Here is a 24,188-nt window from a genome sequence, read left to right on the forward strand (position 1 = left end):
GTCGAGTGAAGCTTGATTCGAGTGAATAATGAATCAATCCTTTCAGCTTATTATTTATTACATAATAAGCATAGCAAGAATTTTCACTCAACTCAAAGTTCGTAAGATAATCTCACAAACCATACTGTCTCATTACGAATCATTTTGTCAGATTAGATACACTATCTGTTGTTTTTCTCCTTGATTCTCTATTTTACTCAACTTATTGGTTTAATTGATTCAATTCTTGAATACATTCCTGAACAAGTGTAACAGCTTGGCTCATCGCAGCTCCTCCACCAAAAGCTGCTGTAACACCAACTGCTTCCAGGATTTCCTCTTCACTTGCCCCGTTATCAAGACATCCTTTTGCATGGTAAATAATACAGTATTCGTCTTGGGTATTAATCGCAATGCCTAAAGCAATTAAATGCTTTTCCTTCTTAGAAAGTTTTCCTTCCTTAAAACATGCCTCTGTAAATGCATTATAATGTGTTGCAATGTCCGGCATTTTTTGAGTGAACATTCCTAAACCCATTTTATATTCATGTAAAGCAGCTTCAGTAGAGGTCATAAGTTCTTCATTCTGTTCCATTTTACACAACTCCATTTCACCTATTTTTCACGGTTAGTATGCTTAACACATGATAAATGTATTCGGAATTTAAGCTATGGCTAGAAAAGAAAAAATGCTGACTACGAATTATCGTAGTCAGCATTTTATAGACATTACTCTCCTTTTGCAGCAGAGATAACAGAACCTTTGTATTTAGTTTCAATAAACTCTTTGATTTCATCTGATTGAAGAACATCAACAAGGGCTTTAATTTCTTCTCTATTTTCATCACCTTCACGAACAACAATTAAGTTTACATATGGGTTGTTTTCAGGTGACTCAAGTGCAATTGAATCTTCTGCCGGGTTTAAGTCGGCTTGAAGAGCAAAGTTACCATTGATTAAAAACGCATCTGCTTCATCATTTTCATATGCTTTAGTTAACATAGGTGCTTCAATATCTGCTTCAAATTCTAAGTTTTTAGGATTCTCTGCAATATCCTCAAGAGTAGCAGCTGTTTTATCAACGCCCTCTTTTAGCGTAATTAACCCTTTTTCTTCTAACATTGAAAGCATACGACCATGATCTGCCACTGAGTTACTCATGATGATTTTAGCACCATTAGGAAGATCTTCTAATGATTTATGACGTTTGGAATAAATTCCGATTGGTTCAATATGAACTCCGCCAGCATTTACAAATTTATAATCATTATCTGCAATTTGGGATTTTAAGTATGGCTCATGTTGGAAGTAGTTAGCATCTAATTCTTTTCCTTCTAATGATTTATTAGGTAAAACATAATCTGTAAATTCAACAATATCTAGTTCAATACCCTTTTCCTCTAATAGTGTTTTTGCTTCTTCTAAAATTTCAACATGGGGTACTGGTGAAGCACCTACACTAAGTGTTTTAGTTTCTCCTGCAGTACCTTCTGTTGTATCGTCTCCTTTGTCTGCTCCTCCACAAGCTACAAGTGCAGCCGCTAGGATAGTTAAGATCATAGCCAATAATGTCTTTTTCATTCTTTTTCCTCCTATCGTTTGTCGATTGATTTAGTTATGATATCTCCAATAAATTGGATAATAAACACAAAAATTAATATAATAATTGTGGCAACTAACGTCACCTGACTATTCCCTCTATTAAAACCTTCCATAAAGGCAAGGTTACCAAGACCACCTGCTCCAATGGCACCAGCCATTGCTGTATAACCGATTAATGAAATGGCTGTTACTGTAATTCCTGATACTAATGCAGGCATTGATTCAGGTAATAGCACTTTAAAAATAATGGTACTTGTTTTAGCTCCCATTGATTTTGCAGCTTCGATAACACCCTTATCAATTTCTCTTAGTGCAATTTCAACCATACGACCATAAAATGGTGCTGCTCCAATGATTAATGCAGGTAATGCTGCATTTACACCTAGCATTGTCCCGACAATTGCTTTCGTAAAAGGTATTAACAAAATAATTAAAATGATAAATGGTATTGATCGAAAAATATTAACGATGGCAGCTATCAGCTGATTAATCACTTTATTTTCCCATATGTTTCCCTTAGCCGTTAAAAATAACAATAAACCAAGAAGAAGTCCAAGAAAAAATGTAGCGATGACTGACCATGTTGTCATATATATTGTTTCATAAGTAGATTCCCAAACCTTTTCCCAGTTCACTTCTGGTAAAAGCTGCTCAAGCATGTGCGATCACCTCTACTTCTACATGCTGTCCGTAAATAAACTCTAATGCTTTGTTGATTTCCTGTTCGTCACCATCGAGGTGAATAAATAAGTTACCATATGAACCACTTTGAGTCTGAGCAATTTTCCCTTGCAGGATATTAACTTCTAAATCAAATTGTCGAATTAAATTTGAGATCAATGGCTGCTCAGCGGCTTCTCCGACGAAGGTAAGTTGAATGACTTTTCCTTTTGGATACAACTCTAATAAATGAGCTACAACTTCATTCGTTTCTTCAGGTTCTGTTACTTGCTTAACAAATCGCTTTGTTATTTCCTTTTGTGGATTTTTAAATACATCTAAAACCTCACCTTGTTCCACAACTTCCCCATTCTCCATTACAGCTACACGATGACAAATTTTACGGATTACATGCATTTCATGAGTAATGAGAACAATTGTTAACCCTAAACGTTTATTAATATCTACTAATAATTCTAAAATAGAATCAGTTGTTTGAGGATCTAATGCAGAGGTAGCCTCATCACATAATAATACCTTTGGGTTATTTGCTAGTGCTCTTGCAATCCCAACACGTTGTTTTTGTCCACCACTTAACTGTGACGGATATGCATTTTCCCGGCCTTCTAATCCTACAAGTTTTATAAGTTCATCTACACGCTTTAGTCGTTGAGACTTTTTCACACCTGCTATTTCCAAAGGAAACGCGATATTCTCTCGAACTGTTCTAGACCATAAAAGATTAAAATGTTGGAAAATCATACTTATTTCTAATCGAGCTTTACGAAGCTTTGCTCCAGTGATTGAGTCAATCTGACTTCCAGCAACATTTACCTGACCACTTGTCGGTCTTTCTAAACCATTTAAAAGGCGAATTAGTGAGCTCTTACCAGCACCACTGTAACCAATTATTCCAAAGATTTCACCTTTTTCTATTTCCAAATTCACATTGTTAACTGCCTGAACCTGACCTGATTTTGTTTCATATATTTTATTGACATTTGATAATGTAATCATCCTGTCACCTTCTTTCTAATTTCTTTATTATTAAAGATAAATAAAAAAACCTTTCTACTAATGAGCAGAAAGGCACTTATAAATCCTTTCTCTCATCTCTCAAAGCGATTGCTTTGCGTGAATTGGCACCATTTCAACATCTGTTGTTGGTTGCCGGGCTTCGTCGGGCACTTCCCTCCACCTCTCTTGATAAGAGCTTCATATATTAAATTAAGTAAATGTCGGTTTTTAAATACGAGTGTGATTGTATCATGTGTTAAAAAATTATGTCAATTAAAAACTATTTGTTATAAAATTAAAAAAATTCTGGCTAATCACTGGGTTAACTATAAAAAACGCCCTAATACAAAAAGAAAATAGGATGACATAAGCGATCATCCTACTTCTTTTTATATTTTATATATTCACTTGTTCTAAACTTCTTTTCCCTGTAGCCTTTTCAATGGCTTGTTCAAGGTCCTCAATTAAATCATCAATATGTTCTATTCCCACTGAAAGGCGTATTAAGTCTTCTTTAACTCCCGATTTCTTTAAATCCTCAACATTTAGTTGTTGATGTGTTGTACTTGCCGGGTGGATAATTAAGCTTTTGGCATCCCCGACATTTGCCACATGTGACCACAATTCAACGGAGTCTATTAAGGATGCTCCTGCTTCTCTCCCACCTTTAATGCCAAAAACGATGACTGCCCCTGCACCCTTAGGAAGATATTTATCAGCTAAATCTTTTGCAGGATGATTCGGGCTTTCAGGGTATAGCACCCATTCTACAGCGGGATGGTTCTCAAGGTAATCAACCATTTTTCGCGCATTTGATATATGCTCTTTCATTCGAACATGAAGAGTTTCTAAACCAAGTGTAAATTGAAATGCATTGTAAGGGCTAATGGCAGGTCCCATGTCTCTTAATAATTGGACTCTCGCTTTGATGATATATGCTTGTGCACCTAATGCTTCTGAATATACGAGGTCATGATAGCTTGGGTCAGGTGTTGTAAATCCGGGGAATTTAGGGCTATTCCAGTCAAACTTCCCACCGTCTATGATCACTCCTCCCAGCGTTGTTCCATTTCCTAATAACCATTTGGTCGCAGAGTGAACAACAATATCAGCACCATGTTCAATCGGCTTACACAAATATGGAGTTGCAAATGTATTATCAACAATTAGCGGAATACCAGCTTCATGTGCAATCTCTGCAACCACTTCAATATCAAGTATATCTAAGCTTGGATTACCAATCGTTTCAGCAAAAATCGCTTTCGTTTTTGGAGTAATTGCTGCGCGGAAATTCTCAGGGTTCTTCGGATCAACAAAAGTAGTGTTAATTCCATATTTCGGCAAGGTTGTGGCAAACAAATTATAAGTTCCACCGTATAAGGTAGATGCTGATACAATTTCATCGCCAGCTCCGGCGATATTCAATACGGACAATGTAATCGCTGCCATTCCACTTGCTACAGCTAAACTGCCAATACCTCCCTCAAGTTGGGCAATTCTTTCTTCAAATACTGTTGCTGTCGGATTATGTATTCTTGTATAGATATATCCCGGCTCTTTCAGTCCGAATAAATTAGCGGCATGTTCTGTATTATCAAACACATAAGCATTTGACTGATAAATAGGTACAGATCTTGCACCTGTCATTTCATCTTTTTTTAATCCACCGTGAATCGTTAATGTTTCTTGTCGATACTGTTTTTCACTCATATTGATTCCTCCCCTATTGTATTACTGCCTTGTCTACAAATAGGTGCAAATACTTGATGAAAAAACTCTGTTTTTAGACTCTTTTATTGTAATCTCCCAAGCATATTTTCGGCAAGTCTTCAAGGAGATTTAACCCTATGCTAATTTGATAAGTGCTTCGAGCTTTAAAAAATCACGATAAGACCCCTTTATGGATATACTGCCGAACGATATTAACTGTTTCATGCTAATGTTATTTTTGATCATTTCCTCTAAATCTTGCTTTCCCCCCTCAATTACGAAATCAACCTTTTGAGGACAAGAGGCCAAAATACTTGACCCTTTTGATGAAAACTCCAGAAAATAACTCTCAGTACTTTTAAGCTTAACTTCAACAATAAGGTTTCGATTCGTTAAGATGGGTTTTATAAAATCAGCTTTATTTAGGCTGGAAATAAAATCAGTCAAGAACATAAAAAATCCTCCCGATCATCAATTAGTTTATTAACTAATTTCATGAATGATCGGAAGAATCCTTTAAATAAAACTCGACAGTTTCTGCCCTTCTTGTGAAAACAACACTATTTCCCAAGAAATATGTCATCTTTTCCATTATATTGTTTTAAAAGGTCGTAAAGATATCCCACTGACTGAAACGCATATATTTTTTCCTTTAATTTTCCATCTTCAAAAATAAGTAAACATGGGACACTTTCAATTCCTAATTCTTTCGCTTCTTCAGGATAAAAATTTAAATTAACTGAATAAATATCTAAATCTGGAAGTAACTCATCCACTACACTTAACATTTTTCTAGCAACCTGACATGTACCACACATTGGTGTAAATAAATACATTACATGAAGGCCTTTATTCAGTATCGTAAGCTGCTTTTCATTCCACTCAATCATAGTCCTAACTTTTTTACACCCTTCTAAAGAAATTTTGCATTTACATCTATATTAGCAGTAAGCAGGACTGACGCAACATGGTGATCAGGTGCTGTTGCAACCTCACGATAAGCCCTGTCAATATAGAGGTGGGAAGCTTCTGGAAATTCCCGTTTAAATTGTTTTCGTAAACGATCTCCGGCATCATCTGAATCGACTAAAATATACACATCTTTAAGGAATAACTCATCGATTAATTCATCCATTTTTGTTAAACTGATCGTTCCATTTGTACAAATGATTTCTATAGGTTCACATATTACATTTAATACCTTCTTTTTATCTGATTTCCCCTCAACAATTAATACTTTTTCAACCTCAACTAACGACATAACCATCACCTAATTTTAAATGTAAAAGTCTTTTCTATAACGTATTCGATTTGTCGAGGTTGTTTCCCTTTAATTTCACGTTTTTTCTATTTTATAAAGAAAAAACATATAAAGAAAACAGACCATTAATTATATAGGTAAAAGTGCAAAAAAGCAGTGGTGTTAGCCACTGCTTTACCATTAACACCAGCCATTTTCATCGTCACAATCGACATATTTTTGATCTGGTCCAGATACTACATCTGCAATTTGATAAAAGTGGCTATTATTAAATTCATAACCAGCTTTCAAGTTATAATTATTTTCAGAGACCATCTGGCCAATTTTTTCTTTTTCCAGATAAAGATTTAATTGCCCATCTCCGAATTTCCCGACAACTCGATCAGTAATATCTAATCGTTGTTTTTGAATAGACATATGGACACCCTCCTTTACCTTACTTATAGGGTGTCCATTTTTTTTTACATCATGCTCTTAGTCTTGATTTGTCTTTTCTTCGTATTGTTCTGCAGTCATTAATTTTTCAACATCCGCAATATCTGAAGGCTCAATAACAATCATCCACGCCTTTTCATATGGTGATTCATTAACAAATTCAGGGCTATCATCAAGATCTTCATTGATTTCAATAATCTTCCCACTAATTGGTGCATAAAGCTCAGAAACAGTCTTTACAGATTCAACACTGCCAAATGGCTCGTCCGCTTTTATTTCATCGCCAACTTCCGGTAGTTCGACGAAAACGATATCACCTAGTTCTGATTGAGCAAAATCAGTAATGCCAATTCGAACTTTTTCTCCTTCAACTTTTACCCATTCGTGCTCTTCTGAATAACGAAGTTCTTTTGGTGTGTTCATGTTCTCATACCTCCAGGATTTTTATCATTATGAATGTCATTGGATCCGCTATATCCTTTAATAGTAATTACTATTGTTTTAGCAGTTTTTTGGCACTGTTGCAAGAGCTTCAGTTAATTCCCCCATGCTTCAACAAATTGGTCTTCCTTAAAACCTATTGTTACCTTTTGATTTCCAACAGTAAGTGGACGTTTCACTAACATTCCATTAGACGATAGTAGGTTGAGCATTTCGTCCTCTGACATTGATGCTAATTTATCTTTAAGACCAAGCTCTCTATATTTTTGTCCACTTGTATTAAAGAATTTTTTTAGTTCTACTTCACTCTTTTGGTAAATGCTTGATAATTCTTCTTTGGAAGGAGGATTTTCCACAATATGTATTTCATTAAATTCAATGTTATGTTCTTCTAACCATTTTTTCGCTTTTCGACATGTTCCACATTTAGGGTACCAGTAAAAATCTAATGCCATTTGTATCACCTCCAACATCACATGATCTATAAAGTGCTATTCCATTTTTGAGAGGAATATTTTTCTTTATCTTATCATAGATTTTTGACGGCGCCTAATTAGGAATGTCCTGTTTGTGACAAATTTTTTCAAATTTAAAAGGCTGTTTTTTGTATACTTTGCAATGTTATAGGTGAAAATTAGTTCGTTTCATTGCGCTCAAGACACTATAGAATAAAAATAATATTCAACTGCTACAATCTTTAAGAAGATAGCCGTAAAAAAGAGGCAATCCTCGTTAAAAGGATTGCCTCTTTCCCTTATGCCAAATAAGCGTTTTTATCAATAATAGCTGCAGCGATTTCTCTTTTCTTGCCGATTACATTGATCGGTGTGTGTCTAGTGAATTTTCTTAATGCTGATAACATCATGCGGAGGGAATCACCTGATTCGACTGCAATTAATGACTCTTTAGCATGGGACTCAATTTCATTAAATGCTTCCTGACAGTATACCTGTGTGTAAAGAAGCTTTTGCTTATTTTTTTCTTCACCTGTTTTGGCGATTCCCTTTTCTGTTCGAAGAATCGCTGATTCCATTGCATATACATTGCTCACGATGTCTGCAATATTCACTAATACTTCCTGCTCTTTTTGTAGTTCTTTTCCGTATTTTTGTGCAGCAAGACCTGCAATTAATACGCCGATTTTCTTCGCATTTTTCAAAAGGTATTTCTCTTGCTCCAATGTTCCCTCTCCAACTTCCTCAGGCATAAGCATCATCAACTCTTCTTGTAAGCTTTGTGCTTTTTGGAATAAAGGCAATTCTCCTTTAAGCGCTTTTCGCAAATAAGTTCCCGGTACTAATAAACGATTAATTTCATTTGTTCCTTCAAAAATACGATTAATACGGGAATCACGATAAACACGCTCTACTTCATATTCAGCCATAAAGCCGTAGCCCCCATGGATTTGGACAGCTTCATCGACAACATAATCTAGTGTTTCCGAACCAAAAACTTTATTCAATGAGCACTCAATTGCATATTCAGCTATAGATTGGGCTACTTCTTTGCCATCTTTGATTTCCTCATCTGTTAGTCTGCTCATACGGTCTTCAAAAAGTCCGACTGTCCGATAAACTGAGCTTTCCATTGCATATGTTTTCACAGCCATATTGGCAAGTTTTTCTTGAATAAGTGAGAAGCTAGAAATTGGAGTTTTAAATTGTTGACGTTGATTTGCGTATTGAACAGCAACATCGATTAATCTTTTTGAACCGCCAATTGTTCCAACTGCAAGTTTGTAACGGCCAATATTTAATATGTTAAAAGCAATGACATGACCTTTTCCAAGCTCACCTAATAAGTTTTCTTTAGGGACAAGTGCGTCTTCTAAAATAACGGTTCTTGTTGATGAACCTTTTATCCCCATCTTCTTTTCTTCAGGTCCTGTCGACACTCCCGGGAAGTCTCTTTCTACAATAAAGGCTGAAAAGTGTTCTCCATCTACTTTCGCATATACGATAATGACATCAGCAAACCCGGAGTTTGTGATCCATTGCTTTTCACCATTTAACACAAAATGTGTACCTTCTGCATTTAATCTTGCCGTTGTCTTTGCTCCTAATGCATCAGATCCTGAGCTTGGCTCTGTTAATGCATAGGCAGCAATTTTTTCACCTGTTGCAAGTTCAGGTAAGTATTTCTTTTTTTGCTCCTCATTTCCAAACAGAACGATCGGTAATGATCCAATCCCTACGTGTGCACCAAAGGAAAGGGAGAAGCTTCCTGCTCTTGAAATTTTCTCTGTAATAAGTGCCGAGCTTATTTTATCTAAACCGAAACCACCGTATTCTTCCGGAACATCTGCCCCTAATAAACCAAGTTCCCCTGCTTGCTTTAACAGTTTCACAGATTTTTCAAATTGATGATTTTCAATGTCTTCTAAATGCGGTAAAACTTCATTTACAGTAAAATCTTCTGTTGTTTTTGCAATCAACTTCTGCTCATCTGTAAAGTCTTCCGGGGTAAACATGCGATCGTACGAGATATCCTCAATTAAGAAGCTGCCACCTTTAATCACCGAATTCGTTGCTTTTGCCATGAAAAATTCCCCCACTCTTTTATTGTCAGTTCACGATCTATTCATCTTACTATGGTCCATGGTTACACTAATTCAAATACTCCTGCTGCACCCATTCCTCCGCCGATACACATTGTGACAACACCAAACTGCTGGTTTCTTCGCTTCATTTCATGAATAAGTGAGAGGGTAAGCTTAGCACCTGAGCAGCCTAGCGGGTGACCCAGAGCAATAGCTCCGCCATTCACATTGACTTTTTCTTCATCAAGTCCTAGTTCCCGTATAACCTGAATCGATTGAGATGCAAAGGCTTCATTTAATTCAAATAGCCCAATATCTGAAAGCTCCAGTCCTGCATATTTTAATGCCAATGGAACAGCTGCTACTGGACCAATCCCCATTACTTCGGGTGGCACACCTGCCACCGCAAAAGATTTGAATTTTGCCATAGGTTCGTATCCGAGAGATTCAGCTTTTTCCCGATCCATTAGCATAACAGCTGCAGCACCATCACTCGTTTGTGAGGAATTTCCAGCTGTAACAGACCCTTTTATTGAAAAAGCCGGCTTTAAGGTAGCTAATATATCTGATGTTGTATTCGCGCGAACTCCTTCATCTTGACTAAATTGAACCACTCTCTCCTGAAGCTTGTGATCAGCTCCAACTGTTCGAACATTGACTTCAACAGGAACAATTTCATCATCAAACTTTCCTTCTTGAATCGCCTTTGCTGCCCGCTTATGACTTCTTACAGCAAAAGCATCTTGTTCTTCACGAGAAATCCCATATTTTGTTGCTACCTGCTCAGCGGTGTGCCCCATTCCCATATAATACTCCGGTGCTTCCTCTGCCAGTTTTACATTAGGCCGAACCACATGCCCCATCATCGGCACAAGGCTCATAGATTCAGCTCCTCCGGCTATTGCAGTATCCGAATGACCAAGCATGATCTTCTCCGCTCCATAAGCTATGCTTTGCAGGCCGGAAGAGCAATATCGATTAATAGTGATGGCAGGAACTGTATAAGGAAGTCCCGCTAAGGCTCCTATATTTCTCGCCATATTTAAGCCCTGCTCTGCTTCCGGCATCGCACAACCGATAATTAAATCATCGATGTTACCTTCATAATCCCCGGCTCTTTTCAACGTCTCTCTTACAACTAAAGCACCTAAATCGTCCGGACGCATATTAGCTAAAGTCCCCTTTTTTGCTCTACCAACCGGTGTTCTGGCACCAGCAACAATGACTGCTTCCTTCATTCAATCCTACCTCCCTTTTATTAGTTTCTAAGCGGCTTTCCTTTTACGAGCATGTGCTGCATTCTTGCTTGAGATTTTCTTTCCGCTACTAAACTTAAGAACGCTTCTTTTTCTAAATTTAATAAATATTGTTCATCAACCTCTGTTCCAAATGGAACTTTTCCCCCTGCTATCACAAAAGCCAGTTTTTTAGCAATTTTCAAATCATGTTCTGAAATATAGCCTGAAAGGTACATAGACTGTGCACCAAGTAATAACGTAGCATATCCTGTTTCTCCAACTACAGGAATTTTCTTTTTAATTGGCGGTTGGTATCCTGCATCATATAGGTCAATGACACGTTTTTTAGCATCATGAATGAGATGGTCACTGTTTATACTTATACGATCATTTTCATTTAAGAATTGATTTTGTTTCGCTTCTGCTGCAGATGATGATACTTTTGCCATTGCAATTGTTTCAAACACTTTATTTGCAACAGTCTGTAAATCAAAACCAGCACCTTTAGGCATATTGTTTAGCTGTTTAATATAAAGCTCTTTATTTCCTCCTCCACCAGGTATTAATCCAACTCCAACTTCCACTAACCCCATGTATGTTTCACTTGAAGCTTGGATGCTGCTTGCCGGGAGACATATTTCAGCCCCTCCCCCTAATGTCATTCCAAACGGTGCTGCAACAATAGGTTTTTTGCTATATTTGATGTTCATCATGGCTTGCTGAAATTGGTTAATGACCATATCAATTTCAAACAAATTATCGTCCTGTGCTTCCATTAAAATCATTCCAAGATTTGCACCAACACAAAAGTTCTTCCCTTGATTTCCAATCACAAGTCCTTTGTAATTTTTCTCGACTTCTGCGATTGAGAAATTAATCATTTGAATAATATCAAATCCAATGGCATTACTTGGTGAATGGAACTCTAATAAAGCAACACCATCACCTAAATCAATTAAGCTCGCACCACTGTTTTTCTTTATTACCCCATGGATTTCTTTATATTGTTTAAGATCTATCACCTTTGGATTTCTTCTTACTTGTCGGTATTCACCATCAGAATAGTAAAATAGTACACCATTTTCTCTTCGATAAAATGTTCCGCAGCCTTTGCCAAGCATATCCTTAACCCAGACAGGTACCTTAGAACCCTGCTGTTCCATTAGCTCAACCGACTTTTCAATCCCTATAGCATCCCATAATTCAAATGGACCTAATTCCCAACCAAAGCCCCATTTCATCGCCTGATCAATCGCCACAATATCATCAGCAATATCACCTAGAAGTTGGGCTGAATATATGAGTGTCGGAATTGTGATTCCTCTTAATAAAGCTCCTGCACGGTCTTCCGCGTAAATAAGCGCTTTCAATTTATTTTCTAGTCCCTTTGCTTGCTTTGCCTGTTCAACAGATGGTGCCAGCAATTTTTTCCGCTCTTCATATTGGAATGTTTCGGGATTTAATTCAAGAATGTCTTTTCCTTCCTTCTTATAAAAACCTTGGCCGCTTTTACTACCAAGCCACTTATTATCAAGCATTTTTTGCATAAATACAGGAATATCAAATACTTCTTTTTCTTCTCCATCTACAAGTTCATATACATTTTTTGCGACGTGTGCAAAAGTATCAAGACCGACTACATCAAGGGTTCGAAAGGTTGCACTCTTCGGTCTGCCGATAAGGGGACCTGTAATAGAATCGACTTCACCAACACGATAGCCGCCTTTCATCATCTCCTGAACGGTTACTAATAACCCGTAAGTACCAATTCTGTTTGCAATAAAGTTTGGTGTGTCTTTTGCTTCAACAACACCTTTACCAAGGACATCTTCACCGAATGATTTTATGAATGCCAGGACTTCCTGATCGGTGTCTTTTGTTGGAATCACTTCTAAAAGCTTTAAGTATCTAGGGGGATTGAAAAAATGCGTACCTAAAAAGTGCTTTCGGAAGTCTTCTGAACGTCCTTCTGCCATAGCCTCTACAGAAATACCTGATGTATTTGAACTGATGATACTCCCTGGTTTTCTATATTGGTCTACAAGAGCAAAGACCTTTTGTTTTACAGCTAAATTTTCGACAACAACCTCAATAATCCAATCTGCCTCATTAAGAAGATGCATGTCATCTTCAAAGTTACCTACCTCAATACGTTCCAGATTACTCTTATCTGTAAGTGGTGCCGGCTTTTGTTTAAGAAGCTTTTGTACAGCTGTTTGTACAAGACGATTTCGAACAGCTTTATCTTCAAGTGTGAAACCTTTTTTTAGTTCTTCTTCATTTAATTCTCGAGGCACAATATCTAACAGTAAAACAGGGATGCCGATATTTGCTAAATGTGCTGCGATTCCAGAGCCCATTACCCCTGATCCTAAGACAGCCGCTCTTTTTATATGCTTGACCATATATTCTCCCCCTTTATTTGAATGAATACTCATTCATTTTATTTTTAAAAAAAATGAACCCTTATGAGTTTCTTTATTATAAATATAAAAGATTTACATCATGACTTCAATAGATTTATCACAATTTTTCCTAAATAATCAAATCAATCATTGGACAAGTTAATCTCTAGGAGGTGATATAAAATGGCAAGATTAAAAAAGTCTCCTTCAAAAGCGGGTGTTAGTGCTGCAAGCGTAAAGGGGAATGCGGGACCTACTAACGAAAAAGCTGGCGGCGGGAAACGCACTAGTCAAAATCAACAATATAAACAGCATAATATGGGTAGCGACGATATGTAATGTGGAGACATATGAAAAAGGGACTGGCACTATAGTTGCAGAGTTCCCTTTTTCATCTTTATCGTCTTTATCGTTTGATCATTCCTTTTATCACAAAGGCTATATTTGCAGGTCTTTCTGCCATTCTTCTCATGAAATATCCGTACCAATCTGTCCCATAAGGAACATATACCCTCATCTTATATCCTTCATGAACAATATCCAATTGCTTTTCAGGACGAATTCCATAGAGCATTTGAAATTCAAATTGAGTCTTTGAAATACTATATTTGTTTACAATTTGTTTGGTATATTCAATTATCTGGTCATCATGTGTTGCAATAGCTGTATAGTGACCATTAAGTAGATGCATTTTAATGATCTTTTTAAAATTCATATCTACATCTTTTTTATCTGGAAATGCAACATCTGCTGATTCCTTATATGCACCTTTAACAAGTCTTAAGTTTGCTTGATAAGTACCTAAATGCTCAACATCATCTACCGTTCGATACAAATAAGCTTGAAGGACTGTGCCAACATTGTCATACTCAGATCTAAGTTGTTTAAAAATCTTCAATGTTTTTTCACACCTTGAATAATCTTCCATATCAATGGTTATAAAAACACCATGTTTTTTTGCTGTTGCCAAGATGCGGCGCATATTCGATAAGACGACATCTTCAGAAATATCTAAGCCCATCGATGTTAATTTAATGGAAACTTGTGAGTTTAATCGCTCATTACCAATGATCTCAATCGCTTTTATACAATGATTGGCTGTTTCCTCAGCCTCGTTTTCATCAATAATAAATTCTCCTAAATAATCTAATGTTACGTCAAGACCTTTATGATTTAATTGTTTAATCACATCTTTTGCAACATCAATCGTATTACCGGCAACAAATCTAGCTCCCCCAAAACGCAAGCCGTATTTTTTGGCCAACTTCGTCATCATCTTATTTCTGGATAAAAACATAAAAGAGTTCCGTAAAAGTTTTTCCATCTTAAACCGCCTCCCTTTCATCTTTATACCGAAGAAAAGCACAATGAAAGAAAACGCATTCAAATTCTGTATCTTTATCAAATCTGTATTCGTCTTATTCCTACTATATGTTTGATGAATAAAACTGTTCAAAACCACAAGTGTCTTGCATAGGGCTACTGGGAATGTGTAATCATAGACAAGAAAGAATTGTGAGGAGGTTTAACATGCAACAGCAAAATTTTCAACAACAAACTCAACCTGGTATGATGCAGCAACCACCAAATGTTGTGACAACAAAGGATCAGCTTTACCTTACAGATATGCTTTCCTGGAACCTTTTAGCAATGAAAAAAGCTCATTTTTTTGCTTCACAATGCCAAAATCAACAAGTAAAAACGCAATTGGAAAAAGTCGGTCAAATGCATGAACAACACTATCAGAAAATTTTAGGGCATTTACAAACCCAACAGCAATCTTCACAGAGTTCACAACTTCAATAGGAGGCAGCACAAAATGGATCAAATAAAAAGTGCATCAATGACACCGGTTCAACAGGGACCACAAATGAATGATCGTGACTTTACAAATGATCTTTTAGCAACTGAAAAATATTTAACGACGGCATATTCAACTGCTTTAAATGAAGCAAGTCATCAAAGTCTTTATCAAGACCTGCATTCAATTCTAACTGAAACACAGCAGGCTCAAAGAGATCTTTATAACTTCATGTTTCAAAACGGATGGTATACTCTTGAAGCAGCTGATACACAAAAGCTTCAGCAGTCTTATCAAAAATTTTCTTCGTCTATTCAACAAGAATCTCCATACGGAAAGACCCAATAAAAGTAAAGGGACTGTTCAAAACACAGTCCCTTTACTTTTATTGATTTTTTGTTTCCCTATGTTTTTCATTTAAAACCTTTATCTCATTGATAATGACCTTCAGGTTGTCTTTTGCATCTGGATATGATGCATTCCAATGTTTGGTGAGTGGTGGCATTGACTTTGATATATGTGAATAAAGAGCCCACATTATTACTTTTTCCTTCAATTCATCAGAAGAATCTCCTAACAGCAATTCGGTATACTTCTCTAAGAGCCCATCAAATTGATCTTTTAATTTTTGATCCATTCATGAACACCTCCTAATTCGGACTTATGCATTCAATTGGACACGTATTACATCGATCATTATTTTTTGATGTAAGATAAAATAAACAGCAAGTTGATCTTTTTCGTATATCATTTTGTTTTTCATGAAAAAATGGAGCAAGTGGATTTTTAGCTTTTACTCCAAAAAGATGAGGAGATGCCTCCATTACAACATATGAAAAATCATCACGTATTCTCGCTTTTGTTTCTTCCGATAAATCCTTGTCTTCTAATGTAGACTCATACATCCAAAAAATATAGAGTGCTACATTCTCCCATAAAATAACCTTTGCAACACGCGATACTTTTGAAATAGATGTAATCATAAGAGCAATATTTTGTTTAAATAGAACCTCTAAAACCTCATCACGCCATTCATTTCGATTCGAAGCCGGAGTGGTGACTTCCGAGTTTGCAAAATGGAAACTCGGTAACCAAAATGGATCGTCCTCTTCTGTGTATAAAAAAAGGTTGTCAATGGAACTATTTATCCCTTTATTAAATACACTCATACTATATAAAACAAGCGCAGCTAAAAAGGCATAACTCTTTACAAGCATCGAACCTAATACCTGCTGTTTATCTGTGTTGTATTTTATTTGTAAATTATCATTGAATAATCTGATCAACTGGTCTTCATTTAATAAGTCCGAACCCCTGACCATGACCTGTGGTGAAGTCTCTTTTAAAGATAATCGATATTTTTCTAATATTTTTTCTTCTACTTTCGTTAATTCAGCCATTTAATGCGCCAACTTCCTTTACAATACATCGCCCTTTTCCATGAGGGATACAAAGCGGAGTTCCAAAAATGGGATCAACTGTGACCTCACAGTTCATCTCAAAAACATTTTGCACTAAACTACAATTGATCACTTCTTCAGGCTTTCCTTGTGCAAAAACCTTTTTATCTTTTAATGCTACTAAATTATGAGCATAACGACAAGCTAAATTCAGATCATGAAGCACCATAACAATTGTACGATTTTCCCGCTCATTCAATTCAAATAGCAGATCTAGTATTTCAATTTGATGTGTCATATCCAAATAAGTTGTCGGTTCATCCAACAAAATAATATCTGTTTTTTGTGCCAAAGTCATAGCTATCCATGCACGCTGTCGTTGCCCCCCTGATAATGAATCAACCGTTCTCTCGGCTAGCTCCTGTAAACCAGTTGCTTCTAAAGCACTGTTAACTGCTTCTTCGTCCTCTTCAGACCATTGCTTTAACCAGCTTTGATATGGGTAGCGTCCTTGTTTAACGAGCTGCAGGACTGTTAATCCCTCTGGTGCTGTTGGACCTTGAGGAAGAATTGCAAGCTGCTTGGCTACTTCTTTTGTTGATAATTTTGCTATTGCATTACCTTCCAGTAAAACAGTTCCTTCCTTCGGCTTTAACAGTCTTGCAATAGACCTAAGCAAAGTTGATTTTCCACAACCATTACTACCGATAAAAACGGTAATTTCACCTTTAGGAATTTTTACATCAAGCTCATTTATAATAATCGTATCTCCGTATGAAAGTGTTAGAGCACTTGTTTCTATGGCTGCCATTTTAAAATCACTCCTTTTTGGATGGTCTATTGTTAATTGTTTCTAGTTTTATATAACAAATAAATAAAATACGGTGCTCCAATTGCTGCAGTAAATACTCCTGCCGGAACCTCTAAAGGAGAAAATAAAATTCTTCCTAAAAGATCAGCCGCCATTACCAGAATCGCTCCGATTAAGGCAGATACTGGAAGGAGGGCTCCGAATGATGATCCAACGAGTCTTCTCCCTATATGTGGAGCCATTAATCCCACAAACCCAATAACACCTGCAAAGGCAACTGCGCTACCTGTTAGTGCTGTACTTAACAGTAATAGTAAAAAACGATTTCGTTGAACAGCACTTCCTACCCCTGTTGCCAGCTCATCACCAAGCTCTTGGATATTAACATTCCGAATTGAAATGATGCTTATAATTAATAAAACAACAACAACGGGTAATAGAATTCGAACCTGCTCCCATGTTGCTCCATAGACGGTTCCCGTAATCCATACATTCGCTTGTGAGGCTTGATAAATCGGACCTTTTACCATAAATAAAGTTGTCAGAGACTGAGCAAGCATTGATAAACCAATCCCAATTAACACAAGCCTAATAGAAGAGGCTCCATTTTTCCATGATAACAAATAAACGAGAATCCCGACGATCGCCGCACCTATAAATGCTGCTACAGGCATCCATTTAATACTTACAAAAAGCGAATTATTTTGATCACTGAACAGCATAAGAAATAAGACTACCCCAACAGATCCTCCCCCTGTTATTCCGATAATATCAGGTGAAGCAAGAGGGTTCCGAATTAATCCTTGTAAAATAGCTCCGGCAACCGCTAAACTAATTCCTACTAGTAAAGCAATCATAATTCTGGGCAGCCGAAACGAAAAGATAAATAAATTTTCCATTTCGTCCCCAAACCCAAATAAGGTCTTTAGCACATTAAGTGGATGAATGAGTACTTCACCAACCCCAGTACTCGTCAAAAATACAAGACATGTAACGGCAAGGAGAATAACAGAAACGGCAAAAGCTTTTTTATCAATTAAGAAAGAGAATTTATTTGAACCAAAGCGAAGCTTATAATATTTTTTCATGATTGATTAAACCCCCTGCGAGCAATGTAAATAAAAAAGGGAGTTCCTATAATAGCCGTCATTACACCAACTGGAATCTCTTCCGGCATCACAATATATCTAGCTAAAATATCAGCAAACACAAGTAAAGAGCCTCCGAGAACAACACAATATGGAAATATCCAGCGATAATCATTTCCTACAATAAACCTTGCAAAATGGGGAATTACGATCCCAATAAACGCAATTGGACCCGCTACTGCTACAGCCCCTCCCCCTAAAATAATCACAAGTAAAGCACCTGTTAACTTTACAAAGCCTGTTCTTTGCCCCAAACCTTTTGCTACATCTTCCCCCATTGTTAATACATTTATCTTTTGAGAAAGAATCAAGCTAATTATGATGGCAGGTAAAATATATGGGAGAACGGTAAATAAGCTTTCTAGCTTTCTCCCTTGTATAGAGCCTGCTAACCAAAAAAGAACTTGATCTAATGCTGCTTCATTAACAACCAATAACCCTTGTGTTAAAGATGAAAAGAGTGCAGCCATTGCTGCCCCTGCTAATGTCAGCTTCATAGGTGTCAGACCTTCCCGTCCAAAAGAGCCTACAAAATAAACAATAAACGCTGAAAAAGCAGCTCCTGCAAATGCAATAAATGTAAACCCCTGGTAAGAATTAACATAAAAGAAGGTAACCGCAACAACGATAAAAAAACCAGCACCGGCGTTAATGCCAAACACACTTGGTGATGCCAGAGGATTCTTAGTTAGTGCCTGCATAATGGCCCCTGCCAAAGCTAAACTGGCTCCTACCGTAGCACCTATTAAAGCTCTTGGCAAACGTACCTCGTAGACGATAATATGTTCATTTGTGCCATTAAAACTCGTAAATGCGTCATAAACAGTCTTTAAATTTGTATCTGCATATCCAAACACAAGACTTCCACACATTAAAAGCAAGAGTAATGATAAACCTAAAATAAGACCAATTGATTTTTGATAATTTGATTTTAATATCATATTTTCTCCTTGCAACTATCCATACTTCCTTTTCATCTTATCAAATATAGTTGATCTTGAAAATCATTTTCATTTAACTATTGACAACACTTTAACTTCACCTTATCATTCAGTATGTAAATGAAAATCATTATCAACAACGGAGGTCAAAACATGAGCAATACATACAAAAAGTCATGGTTATCATTATTTTTACTAAGCTTCACTCTTCTTATTCTTGCTGCATGTGGTAATAACAATGAAGAAACAACTGATTCTCAAGGTGCTAAAGATGGAAGTGATACACCTGCAGAAGAAACATATACAGTTGAACATGCTATGGGTACTACTGAAATTACTGGTACTCCGGAAAAAGTAGTCATCTTAACGAATGAAGGAACGGAAGCTCTTCTGGCAATGGGAGTAACTCCGGTTGGCGCTGTTCAATCTTGGCTTGGTGAGCCTTGGTATGATCATATTTCAGATCAAATGACTGATGTTCAAGTGGTTGGTACTGAGAGTGAAGTAAATGTGGAAGCCATTGCTGCACTAAAACCTGATTTAATTATCGGAAATAAAATGCGTCAAGAAAAAGTATACGAACAACTAAAGGCTATTGCACCAACTGTTTTCTCTGAGACATTAAGAGGTGACTGGCAGGAAAACTTTAATTTATATGCAAAAGCACTAAATCGTGAAGAAGAAGGCAAAAAGATCATTACTGAATTTGAATCAAGAATTACATCTTTGAAGGATTCACTAGGCGATAAAGTAAATCAGGAAGTTTCTGTTGTACGCTTTATGGCAGGTATGACAAGAGTTTATTATACTGATACATTTTCTGGAGTCATTTTTGACAAGCTTGGATTAAAACATTCAAGTTCGGTTCAAGAGTTATTTAAGGATAATCCAGATGATTTATTTATGCGTGAAGTTGGCAAAGAAATTATTCCACAATTAGATGCTGATATTCTATTCTACTTCACCTACGCACCACCCGGTGATACTGAAGCAACTAAAACGGAAGAAGAATGGACAAACGATTCTCTATGGAAAAACCTAGAAGTGGTGAAAGCGGAAAAAGCATATAAAGTTGATGATGCAATTTGGAATACTGCCGGTGGGGTCATTGCAGCTAACTTACTTTTAGATGATATTGAAAAAAAATTGATTGCTGAATAAGATAAAAGGCGGCTAACAATGTTGGCTGTCTTTTATTTATGTTTAACTTTTTGTTTTTTCTTCATTAAAAAAGGGGAAAATAGCAATATCCTAAACATAAAATGGGAGATGAGCTATCTTGCTTCAGGCAGCTTTTTGGGGTGCTTTTGCCGGATCACCCATCTTCTTTGGAGCGTTGGTAGGGCTTTTCACCAATCTTCCTAAGAAGATAACCGGATTGATTATGTCATTTGGTACAGGTGTATTAATAGGAGCTGCTTCATTTGAATTGTTGACAGAAGCAGTAAATGTAGGTGGTTTATGGGCAACATCACTTGGATTTCTTTCCGGAGCCTTAGTTTTCACTTTTTCTGAGGCAATTATTTCAAAAAAAGGAGGAAGTGAACGAAAGCGATCAAAAAAGAGATCTGAAAATCATTCCGGTTTATCAATCTTTATCGGGACAATTATTGACGCCGTTCCGGAATCGATTATTATTGGAGTAAGTTTACTTGAACAGGGAACGGTTAGCTACTTAATGGTTATTGCTGTTTTAATTAGTAATTTTCCTGAGGGTCTTTCAAGTACTGTTGGATTGAAACATGATGGCTATAAACGTAAGAAAATATTGCTTATGTGGCTAATCGTTGTGTGTCTTTCATCCATTAGCTCTTTATTAGGTTTTGCACTTCTTCAACATGCACCAAGTCACTTTGTTTCAATTATTTCTGCTTTTGCAGCTGGCGGAATTTTTGCGATGGTTTCTTCAACAATGATGCCTGAAGCATTTGAGGAAGGTGGTGCAGTTGTAGGCTTCGTTGCTTCATTAGGTCTCTTGGCTTCATTGTTTTTGGCAAGCATATAAACGATTAAAAGGGGCATCTCCAAATTAAAATGGAGACCCCTTCTTTTATTTATCCAGTTAAAATATCTTCTTCGGGATAACGAATCTTTTCTTTTGATGGTGTTGCTAAAGAAAACATTAAGGTTAATGGACCAAGTTTGCCCAAGATCATAATGAAGATAATAAGCTGTTTTCCAACAGATGATAGTGTCACTGTGAGCCCTGCAGAAAGACCGACCGTACCAAAGGCTGATACCACTTCAAACATGATATCAATAAATGAAGCATTTCTCTCTGTTAAATTTAATAGCAAGATACCAAGAATAACAAATACGATACTTATCATTGAAATTGCGAGAGCTTTCAAGAGAAAGGATGTATTTATTGTTCTTTTTAATACAACAATATCATTTTTCCCTCTTAAAAAGCTTATAGTCGCTAGTGCTATAATTAAGGCTGTCGTTAATTTAATTCCTCCGCCGGTAGATCCGCTACCTGCTCCGATAAACATTAAAATAATGATAAAAAACAATGTTGTTTCATCCATGCTTCCAATATCAATTGTATTAAATCCGGCAGTTCTAGGTGAAACAGCTTGGAAATAAGATGCCCAAAGCTTGTCTTTTAATGTGAAATGACCCAGTGTTTCAGGGTTACTATATTCCATACAAAAGATAAACAGCATTGCAACAATATTAATAATAAGAGTGCCAATAATCATCAATTTAGTATGAAGTGATAGTTTTTTGAACTTTCTCTTTTTCCACACATCGACTAAAACAGTAAAACCAATTCCTCCAATGATAAATAATATTGATATAACAATATTCACTAAAGGATCTCCTACATATTGCATAAGATTATCTGACCAAAGTGCAAAACCTGCATTGTTAAAAGCTGAGATTGAATGAAAAAAGCTAAAAAACAACCCCTTAGTCCATCCGAATTGCGGGACCCACCGAATAGAAAGGAAGATCATCGCAATAAGTTCAATCGTAATCGAAAATACAAACAAGTATTTCACCAGCTTAATAATTCCACCAACTGATGTTTGGTTTAAAGCATGTTGCATAAGCAATCTTTCTTTAAGTCCTATCTTCTTTCCTACCATCATGTAAATTAACACGGCAAATGACATGATTCCAAGACCGCCAACTTGAATAAGCACGGCAATAATAAACTGACCAAAGGTTGTAAAGGTTGTAGCCGGATCTACTGTTGCAAGACCTGTTACCGTCATCGCTGAGGTACTAATGAATAATGCATCTACCCATTTAATCCCCTCATGAGTAGAGAACGGTAACTTTAAAACACATGTTCCTACTGTTATCGACACAACAAAAACAAGTACCAGCAACTGTGAGGGATTCAATTTAATGAATTTTTTCACTTTACATACCAGACTCTTCAAAATTAATAATATCTTTATTTTTACCAATTATCAGTAAGACATCACCTACTGTAATCCGTTCGTCATCTGAAGGTGATACACAAATGTCTTCTCCTCTTTGAATACCAACAATATTACAGCCATATTTAGAAGGGATATTTAAATCATAAATTGTCTTATTACATAGTTTTTTTGTCGCAACGACTTCTACAAGACTGTACTCCCTTGATAACTCTATATAATCAATCATTTTTTCAGATATAATATGATGGGCAATTCGCTTTGCCATATCCCGCTCAGGATGAATCACTCGGTTTACACCAATTTTATCTAATACCTTTTGATGGTAGTCATTTTGAGCCTTTGCCCATACTTGCGGAATGCCTAGATCTTTTAAAATGAGAGATGTTAAAATACTTGCTTCAATATCATCACCAAATGATACGAATGCATGGTCCACATTTCGAACCCCCAGCTGTTTTAAGATCGTTTCATCTATGGCATTTGCGCTTACTGCATGTGTCGCATAAGCAGCATACTGTTGGACTTTTTCCTCACTCTTATCAATCGCAAGAACCTCAATTCCAAGCTCATGAAACTCCTTTACAAGACTTCCACCAAAACGACCTAAGCCAAATACTGCAAATTGCTTCTTCACAAAAATTCCTTCTTTCAATGCATAATGTAGTCAGTTACTAATGTCTTGTTAAAACAATGTGTACACATATGTTTCAAAACAACCCAAAAAGACACAAGGGTAGTGAGTCCCTGTGTCTTTTCATAAGCACATGGTCAACCCTTTAACGCTTACGGAGTTAGCTGTCGGATTCGGGCAAAAGAGTAGCCCTACAAACCATCGATTAAGATGTTTGATTCACCCCAAGTCTGTTAAGACACTTTCATGGGTCCCCCGCTCCTATTTTTATAGGATTAAGCGATCTTTGATCATCTATTCTTTTTTTGTTTGAAAACGTGCTTTTCTTAATAAGTAGTCGACTAACTTAATGATTCATATTATTTATGAATGTAATCTTACTCCCCTCACCAATCAATCGTAAAGCATGAAAAAGTTCATTTTTTGATAATATTTGTTCAAAATCACGCAATTAATCGTTTACATCTATTGTTTTCTTATTCAATCGTCTTATTTTATTCTTTTCCTAGGATATATTTTACAAAACAAAAAAAGACACAAGCATCATCTGCTGTGTCCATATCATTTAGTGATTACTTTTTTTATTCGCAGGCTCCTCATCATCCATAAGGCCCTTTGTAGCATTTTTAAATTCTCTAAGTGTTTTACCAGCTGCTTTTCCCAGTTCTGGTAATTTTTTTGGTCCAAATAATAATAAAGCGACAAACAAGATAAGTAAGATTTCACCGAAACCCAAATTCATGTGAACACTTCTTTCTTAAAGAGTGATAG

General features: G+C 36.5%; 28 protein-coding genes and 2 riboswitches. Of the genes, 5 read left to right on the top strand and 23 right to left on the bottom strand.

All coding sequences use genetic code 11. The features are described from left to right. Window positions 1–202 precede the first annotated feature (202 nt). The 14 genes from BK577_RS01665 to BK577_RS01730 all read right to left on the bottom strand — a co-directional run bounded on the left by BK577_RS01665 (window position 203) and on the right by BK577_RS01730 (window position 13,287). Complete coding sequence (locus BK577_RS01665; RefSeq protein ID WP_078431316.1) at window positions 203–574, bottom strand: carboxymuconolactone decarboxylase family protein; 372 nt, start codon at window positions 572–574, stop codon at window positions 203–205. 134 nt (window positions 575–708) lie between these two features. After that, window positions 709–1,560, bottom strand: coding sequence for a MetQ/NlpA family ABC transporter substrate-binding protein (locus tag BK577_RS01670; protein WP_078431317.1), 852 nt, complete (start codon window positions 1,558–1,560; stop codon window positions 709–711). Between the two features lie 11 nt (window positions 1,561–1,571). Next, window positions 1,572–2,240, bottom strand: a complete 669-nt coding sequence (locus BK577_RS01675) for a methionine ABC transporter permease (protein ID WP_078431318.1) — start codon at window positions 2,238–2,240, stop codon at window positions 1,572–1,574. After that, window positions 2,233–3,258, bottom strand: coding sequence for a methionine ABC transporter ATP-binding protein (locus BK577_RS01680; protein WP_078431319.1), 1,026 nt, complete (start codon window positions 3,256–3,258; stop codon window positions 2,233–2,235). The genes BK577_RS01675 and BK577_RS01680 overlap by 8 nt, the downstream gene beginning before the upstream one ends. Window positions 3,259–3,347: 89 nt before the next feature. Beyond that, window positions 3,348–3,454: riboswitch (SAM riboswitch) on the bottom strand. A gap of 200 nt (window positions 3,455–3,654) precedes the next feature. Next, window positions 3,655–4,968, bottom strand: coding sequence for an O-acetylhomoserine aminocarboxypropyltransferase/cysteine synthase family protein (locus BK577_RS01685; protein WP_078431320.1), 1,314 nt, complete (start codon window positions 4,966–4,968; stop codon window positions 3,655–3,657). Window positions 4,969–5,103: 135 nt separating this feature from the next. Further along, window positions 5,104–5,421 (bottom strand): SCP2 sterol-binding domain-containing protein, encoded by a 318-nt coding sequence (locus BK577_RS01690; protein ID WP_078431321.1) that lies wholly within the window; start codon window positions 5,419–5,421, stop codon window positions 5,104–5,106. Between the two features lie 107 nt (window positions 5,422–5,528). Then, window positions 5,529–5,858, bottom strand: a complete 330-nt coding sequence (locus tag BK577_RS01695; protein WP_078431322.1) for a thioredoxin family protein — start codon at window positions 5,856–5,858, stop codon at window positions 5,529–5,531. Between the two features lie 23 nt (window positions 5,859–5,881). Beyond that, window positions 5,882–6,229: a toprim domain-containing protein gene (locus tag BK577_RS01700; protein WP_078431323.1), complete on the bottom strand. Its 348-nt coding sequence runs from the start codon at window positions 6,227–6,229 to the stop codon at window positions 5,882–5,884. A 180-nt stretch (window positions 6,230–6,409) separates the two neighbouring features. Further along, window positions 6,410–6,646 carry a YusG family protein gene (locus BK577_RS01705; RefSeq protein WP_078431324.1) on the bottom strand — a complete coding sequence of 79 codons (237 nt, stop codon included), beginning with the start codon at window positions 6,644–6,646 and terminating at the stop codon, window positions 6,410–6,412. 57 nt (window positions 6,647–6,703) lie between these two features. Then, window positions 6,704–7,087, bottom strand: a complete 384-nt coding sequence (gene gcvH, locus BK577_RS01710; RefSeq protein WP_078431325.1) for a glycine cleavage system protein GcvH — start codon at window positions 7,085–7,087, stop codon at window positions 6,704–6,706. A 113-nt stretch (window positions 7,088–7,200) separates the two neighbouring features. Next, window positions 7,201–7,560: an arsenate reductase family protein gene (locus BK577_RS01715; protein WP_078431326.1), complete on the bottom strand. Its 360-nt coding sequence runs from the start codon at window positions 7,558–7,560 to the stop codon at window positions 7,201–7,203. Window positions 7,561–7,859: 299 nt separating this feature from the next. After that, window positions 7,860–9,644 (bottom strand): acyl-CoA dehydrogenase family protein, encoded by a 1,785-nt coding sequence (locus BK577_RS01720; RefSeq protein ID WP_078431327.1) that lies wholly within the window; start codon window positions 9,642–9,644, stop codon window positions 7,860–7,862. Window positions 9,645–9,706: 62 nt separating this feature from the next. Beyond that, window positions 9,707–10,882, bottom strand: a complete 1,176-nt coding sequence (locus BK577_RS01725; protein ID WP_078431328.1) for an acetyl-CoA C-acetyltransferase — start codon at window positions 10,880–10,882, stop codon at window positions 9,707–9,709. Between the two features lie 20 nt (window positions 10,883–10,902). Further along, the gene (locus BK577_RS01730) at window positions 10,903–13,287 is read right to left on the bottom strand and encodes a 3-hydroxyacyl-CoA dehydrogenase/enoyl-CoA hydratase family protein (RefSeq protein WP_078431329.1); all 2,385 of its coding nucleotides are present in this window, start codon (window positions 13,285–13,287) and stop codon (window positions 10,903–10,905) included. Between the two features lie 183 nt (window positions 13,288–13,470). Between BK577_RS01730 and BK577_RS01735 the strand changes: the two genes are divergently transcribed. Then, on the top strand, window positions 13,471–13,626 hold the full coding sequence (locus BK577_RS01735) for a YuzL family protein (RefSeq protein WP_078431330.1): 156 nt from the start codon (window positions 13,471–13,473) through the stop codon (window positions 13,624–13,626). Window positions 13,627–13,693: 67 nt separating this feature from the next. On the opposite strand, the gene BK577_RS01740 is transcribed toward BK577_RS01735, so the two are convergent. Beyond that, window positions 13,694–14,611 carry a proline dehydrogenase family protein gene (locus tag BK577_RS01740; protein ID WP_078431331.1) on the bottom strand — a complete coding sequence of 306 codons (918 nt, stop codon included), beginning with the start codon at window positions 14,609–14,611 and terminating at the stop codon, window positions 13,694–13,696. Window positions 14,612–14,817: 206 nt separating this feature from the next. Between BK577_RS01740 and BK577_RS01745 the strand changes: the two genes are divergently transcribed. Further along, a complete protein-coding gene (locus BK577_RS01745; protein WP_078431332.1) occupies window positions 14,818–15,093 on the top strand; it encodes a hypothetical protein in 276 nt (91 codons plus the stop codon). Between the two features lie 13 nt (window positions 15,094–15,106). After that, on the top strand, window positions 15,107–15,436 hold the full coding sequence (locus BK577_RS01750) for a spore coat protein (RefSeq protein WP_078431333.1): 330 nt from the start codon (window positions 15,107–15,109) through the stop codon (window positions 15,434–15,436). A 37-nt stretch (window positions 15,437–15,473) separates the two neighbouring features. On the opposite strand, the gene BK577_RS01755 is transcribed toward BK577_RS01750, so the two are convergent. The 5 genes from BK577_RS01755 to BK577_RS01775 are packed head-to-tail and all read right to left on the bottom strand — an operon-like array spanning window position 15,474 to window position 19,388. Further along, on the bottom strand, window positions 15,474–15,725 hold the full coding sequence (locus BK577_RS01755; RefSeq protein WP_078431334.1) for a YusU family protein: 252 nt from the start codon (window positions 15,723–15,725) through the stop codon (window positions 15,474–15,476). A gap of 13 nt (window positions 15,726–15,738) precedes the next feature. Further along, complete coding sequence (locus tag BK577_RS01760) at window positions 15,739–16,488, bottom strand: (2Fe-2S)-binding protein (RefSeq protein ID WP_078431335.1); 750 nt, start codon at window positions 16,486–16,488, stop codon at window positions 15,739–15,741. After that, complete coding sequence (locus BK577_RS01765; RefSeq protein WP_078431336.1) at window positions 16,481–17,299, bottom strand: ABC transporter ATP-binding protein; 819 nt, start codon at window positions 17,297–17,299, stop codon at window positions 16,481–16,483. The genes BK577_RS01760 and BK577_RS01765 overlap by 8 nt, the downstream gene beginning before the upstream one ends. Before the next feature lie 32 nt (window positions 17,300–17,331). Continuing rightward, the gene (locus tag BK577_RS01770) at window positions 17,332–18,387 is read right to left on the bottom strand and encodes a FecCD family ABC transporter permease (RefSeq protein ID WP_078431337.1); all 1,056 of its coding nucleotides are present in this window, start codon (window positions 18,385–18,387) and stop codon (window positions 17,332–17,334) included. Then, window positions 18,384–19,388: a FecCD family ABC transporter permease gene (locus BK577_RS01775; RefSeq protein ID WP_078433426.1), complete on the bottom strand. Its 1,005-nt coding sequence runs from the start codon at window positions 19,386–19,388 to the stop codon at window positions 18,384–18,386. Before BK577_RS01775 ends, BK577_RS01770 begins: the two co-directional genes overlap by 4 nt. A 153-nt stretch (window positions 19,389–19,541) precedes the next feature. Here BK577_RS01775 and BK577_RS01780 point away from each other — a divergent pair, with 153 nt between their 5' ends. Further along, the gene (locus BK577_RS01780) at window positions 19,542–20,549 is read left to right on the top strand and encodes an ABC transporter substrate-binding protein (protein WP_078431338.1); all 1,008 of its coding nucleotides are present in this window, start codon (window positions 19,542–19,544) and stop codon (window positions 20,547–20,549) included. A 118-nt stretch (window positions 20,550–20,667) separates the two neighbouring features. Continuing rightward, window positions 20,668–21,393 (top strand): ZIP family metal transporter, encoded by a 726-nt coding sequence (locus BK577_RS01785; protein ID WP_078431339.1) that lies wholly within the window; start codon window positions 20,668–20,670, stop codon window positions 21,391–21,393. A gap of 49 nt (window positions 21,394–21,442) precedes the next feature. Here BK577_RS01785 and BK577_RS01790 read toward each other — a convergent pair whose 3' ends face one another. The 3 genes from BK577_RS01790 to tatA form a co-directional block, all read right to left on the bottom strand. Then, window positions 21,443–22,762: a TrkH family potassium uptake protein gene (locus BK577_RS01790; protein WP_218970487.1), complete on the bottom strand. Its 1,320-nt coding sequence runs from the start codon at window positions 22,760–22,762 to the stop codon at window positions 21,443–21,445. Between the two features lies 1 nt (window position 22,763). Beyond that, on the bottom strand, window positions 22,764–23,420 hold the full coding sequence (locus BK577_RS01795) for a potassium channel family protein (protein ID WP_078431341.1): 657 nt from the start codon (window positions 23,418–23,420) through the stop codon (window positions 22,764–22,766). 131 nt (window positions 23,421–23,551) lie between these two features. Further along, a riboswitch (cyclic di-AMP (ydaO/yuaA leader) is annotated at window positions 23,552–23,709 on the bottom strand. A gap of 273 nt (window positions 23,710–23,982) precedes the next feature. Beyond that, window positions 23,983–24,159 (bottom strand): twin-arginine translocase TatA/TatE family subunit, encoded by a 177-nt coding sequence (tatA, locus tag BK577_RS01800; RefSeq protein ID WP_078431342.1) that lies wholly within the window; start codon window positions 24,157–24,159, stop codon window positions 23,983–23,985. Window positions 24,160–24,188: the final 29 nt, after the last annotated feature.

Source organism: Metabacillus halosaccharovorans, assembly GCF_002019635.1.
In the GTDB taxonomy this organism is placed as follows: Bacteria; Bacillota; Bacilli; order Bacillales; family Bacillaceae; genus Metabacillus; species Metabacillus halosaccharovorans.

Excerpts from the sequence above, each read along its gene's own strand:
- BK577_RS01665 (WP_078431316.1), bottom strand. The coding sequence starts at position 574 with ATGGAACAGAATGAAGAACTTATGACCTCTACTGAAGCTGCTTTACAT.
- BK577_RS01670 (WP_078431317.1), bottom strand. The coding sequence starts at position 1,560 with ATGAAAAAGACATTATTGGCTATGATCTTAACTATCCTAGCGGCTGCA.
- BK577_RS01675 (WP_078431318.1), bottom strand. The coding sequence starts at position 2,240 with ATGCTTGAGCAGCTTTTACCAGAAGTGAACTGGGAAAAGGTTTGGGAA.
- BK577_RS01680 (WP_078431319.1), bottom strand. The coding sequence starts at position 3,258 with ATGATTACATTATCAAATGTCAATAAAATATATGAAACAAAATCAGGT.
- BK577_RS01685 (WP_078431320.1), bottom strand. The coding sequence starts at position 4,968 with ATGAGTGAAAAACAGTATCGACAAGAAACATTAACGATTCACGGTGGA.
- BK577_RS01690 (WP_078431321.1), bottom strand. The coding sequence starts at position 5,421 with ATGTTCTTGACTGATTTTATTTCCAGCCTAAATAAAGCTGATTTTATA.
- BK577_RS01695 (WP_078431322.1), bottom strand. The coding sequence starts at position 5,858 with ATGATTGAGTGGAATGAAAAGCAGCTTACGATACTGAATAAAGGCCTT.
- BK577_RS01700 (WP_078431323.1), bottom strand. The coding sequence starts at position 6,229 with ATGTCGTTAGTTGAGGTTGAAAAAGTATTAATTGTTGAGGGGAAATCA.
- BK577_RS01705 (WP_078431324.1), bottom strand. The coding sequence starts at position 6,646 with ATGTCTATTCAAAAACAACGATTAGATATTACTGATCGAGTTGTCGGG.
- gcvH (WP_078431325.1), bottom strand. The coding sequence starts at position 7,087 with ATGAACACACCAAAAGAACTTCGTTATTCAGAAGAGCACGAATGGGTA.
- BK577_RS01715 (WP_078431326.1), bottom strand. The coding sequence starts at position 7,560 with ATGGCATTAGATTTTTACTGGTACCCTAAATGTGGAACATGTCGAAAA.
- BK577_RS01720 (WP_078431327.1), bottom strand. The coding sequence starts at position 9,644 with ATGGCAAAAGCAACGAATTCGGTGATTAAAGGTGGCAGCTTCTTAATT.
- BK577_RS01725 (WP_078431328.1), bottom strand. The coding sequence starts at position 10,882 with ATGAAGGAAGCAGTCATTGTTGCTGGTGCCAGAACACCGGTTGGTAGA.
- BK577_RS01730 (WP_078431329.1), bottom strand. The coding sequence starts at position 13,287 with ATGGTCAAGCATATAAAAAGAGCGGCTGTCTTAGGATCAGGGGTAATG.
- BK577_RS01735 (WP_078431330.1), top strand. The coding sequence starts at position 13,471 with ATGGCAAGATTAAAAAAGTCTCCTTCAAAAGCGGGTGTTAGTGCTGCA.
- BK577_RS01740 (WP_078431331.1), bottom strand. The coding sequence starts at position 14,611 with ATGGAAAAACTTTTACGGAACTCTTTTATGTTTTTATCCAGAAATAAG.
- BK577_RS01745 (WP_078431332.1), top strand. The coding sequence starts at position 14,818 with ATGCAACAGCAAAATTTTCAACAACAAACTCAACCTGGTATGATGCAG.
- BK577_RS01750 (WP_078431333.1), top strand. The coding sequence starts at position 15,107 with ATGGATCAAATAAAAAGTGCATCAATGACACCGGTTCAACAGGGACCA.
- BK577_RS01755 (WP_078431334.1), bottom strand. The coding sequence starts at position 15,725 with ATGGATCAAAAATTAAAAGATCAATTTGATGGGCTCTTAGAGAAGTAT.
- BK577_RS01760 (WP_078431335.1), bottom strand. The coding sequence starts at position 16,488 with ATGGCTGAATTAACGAAAGTAGAAGAAAAAATATTAGAAAAATATCGA.
- BK577_RS01765 (WP_078431336.1), bottom strand. The coding sequence starts at position 17,299 with ATGGCAGCCATAGAAACAAGTGCTCTAACACTTTCATACGGAGATACG.
- BK577_RS01770 (WP_078431337.1), bottom strand. The coding sequence starts at position 18,387 with ATGAAAAAATATTATAAGCTTCGCTTTGGTTCAAATAAATTCTCTTTC.
- BK577_RS01775 (WP_078433426.1), bottom strand. The coding sequence starts at position 19,388 with ATGATATTAAAATCAAATTATCAAAAATCAATTGGTCTTATTTTAGGT.
- BK577_RS01780 (WP_078431338.1), top strand. The coding sequence starts at position 19,542 with ATGAGCAATACATACAAAAAGTCATGGTTATCATTATTTTTACTAAGC.
- tatA (WP_078431342.1), bottom strand. The coding sequence starts at position 24,159 with ATGAATTTGGGTTTCGGTGAAATCTTACTTATCTTGTTTGTCGCTTTA.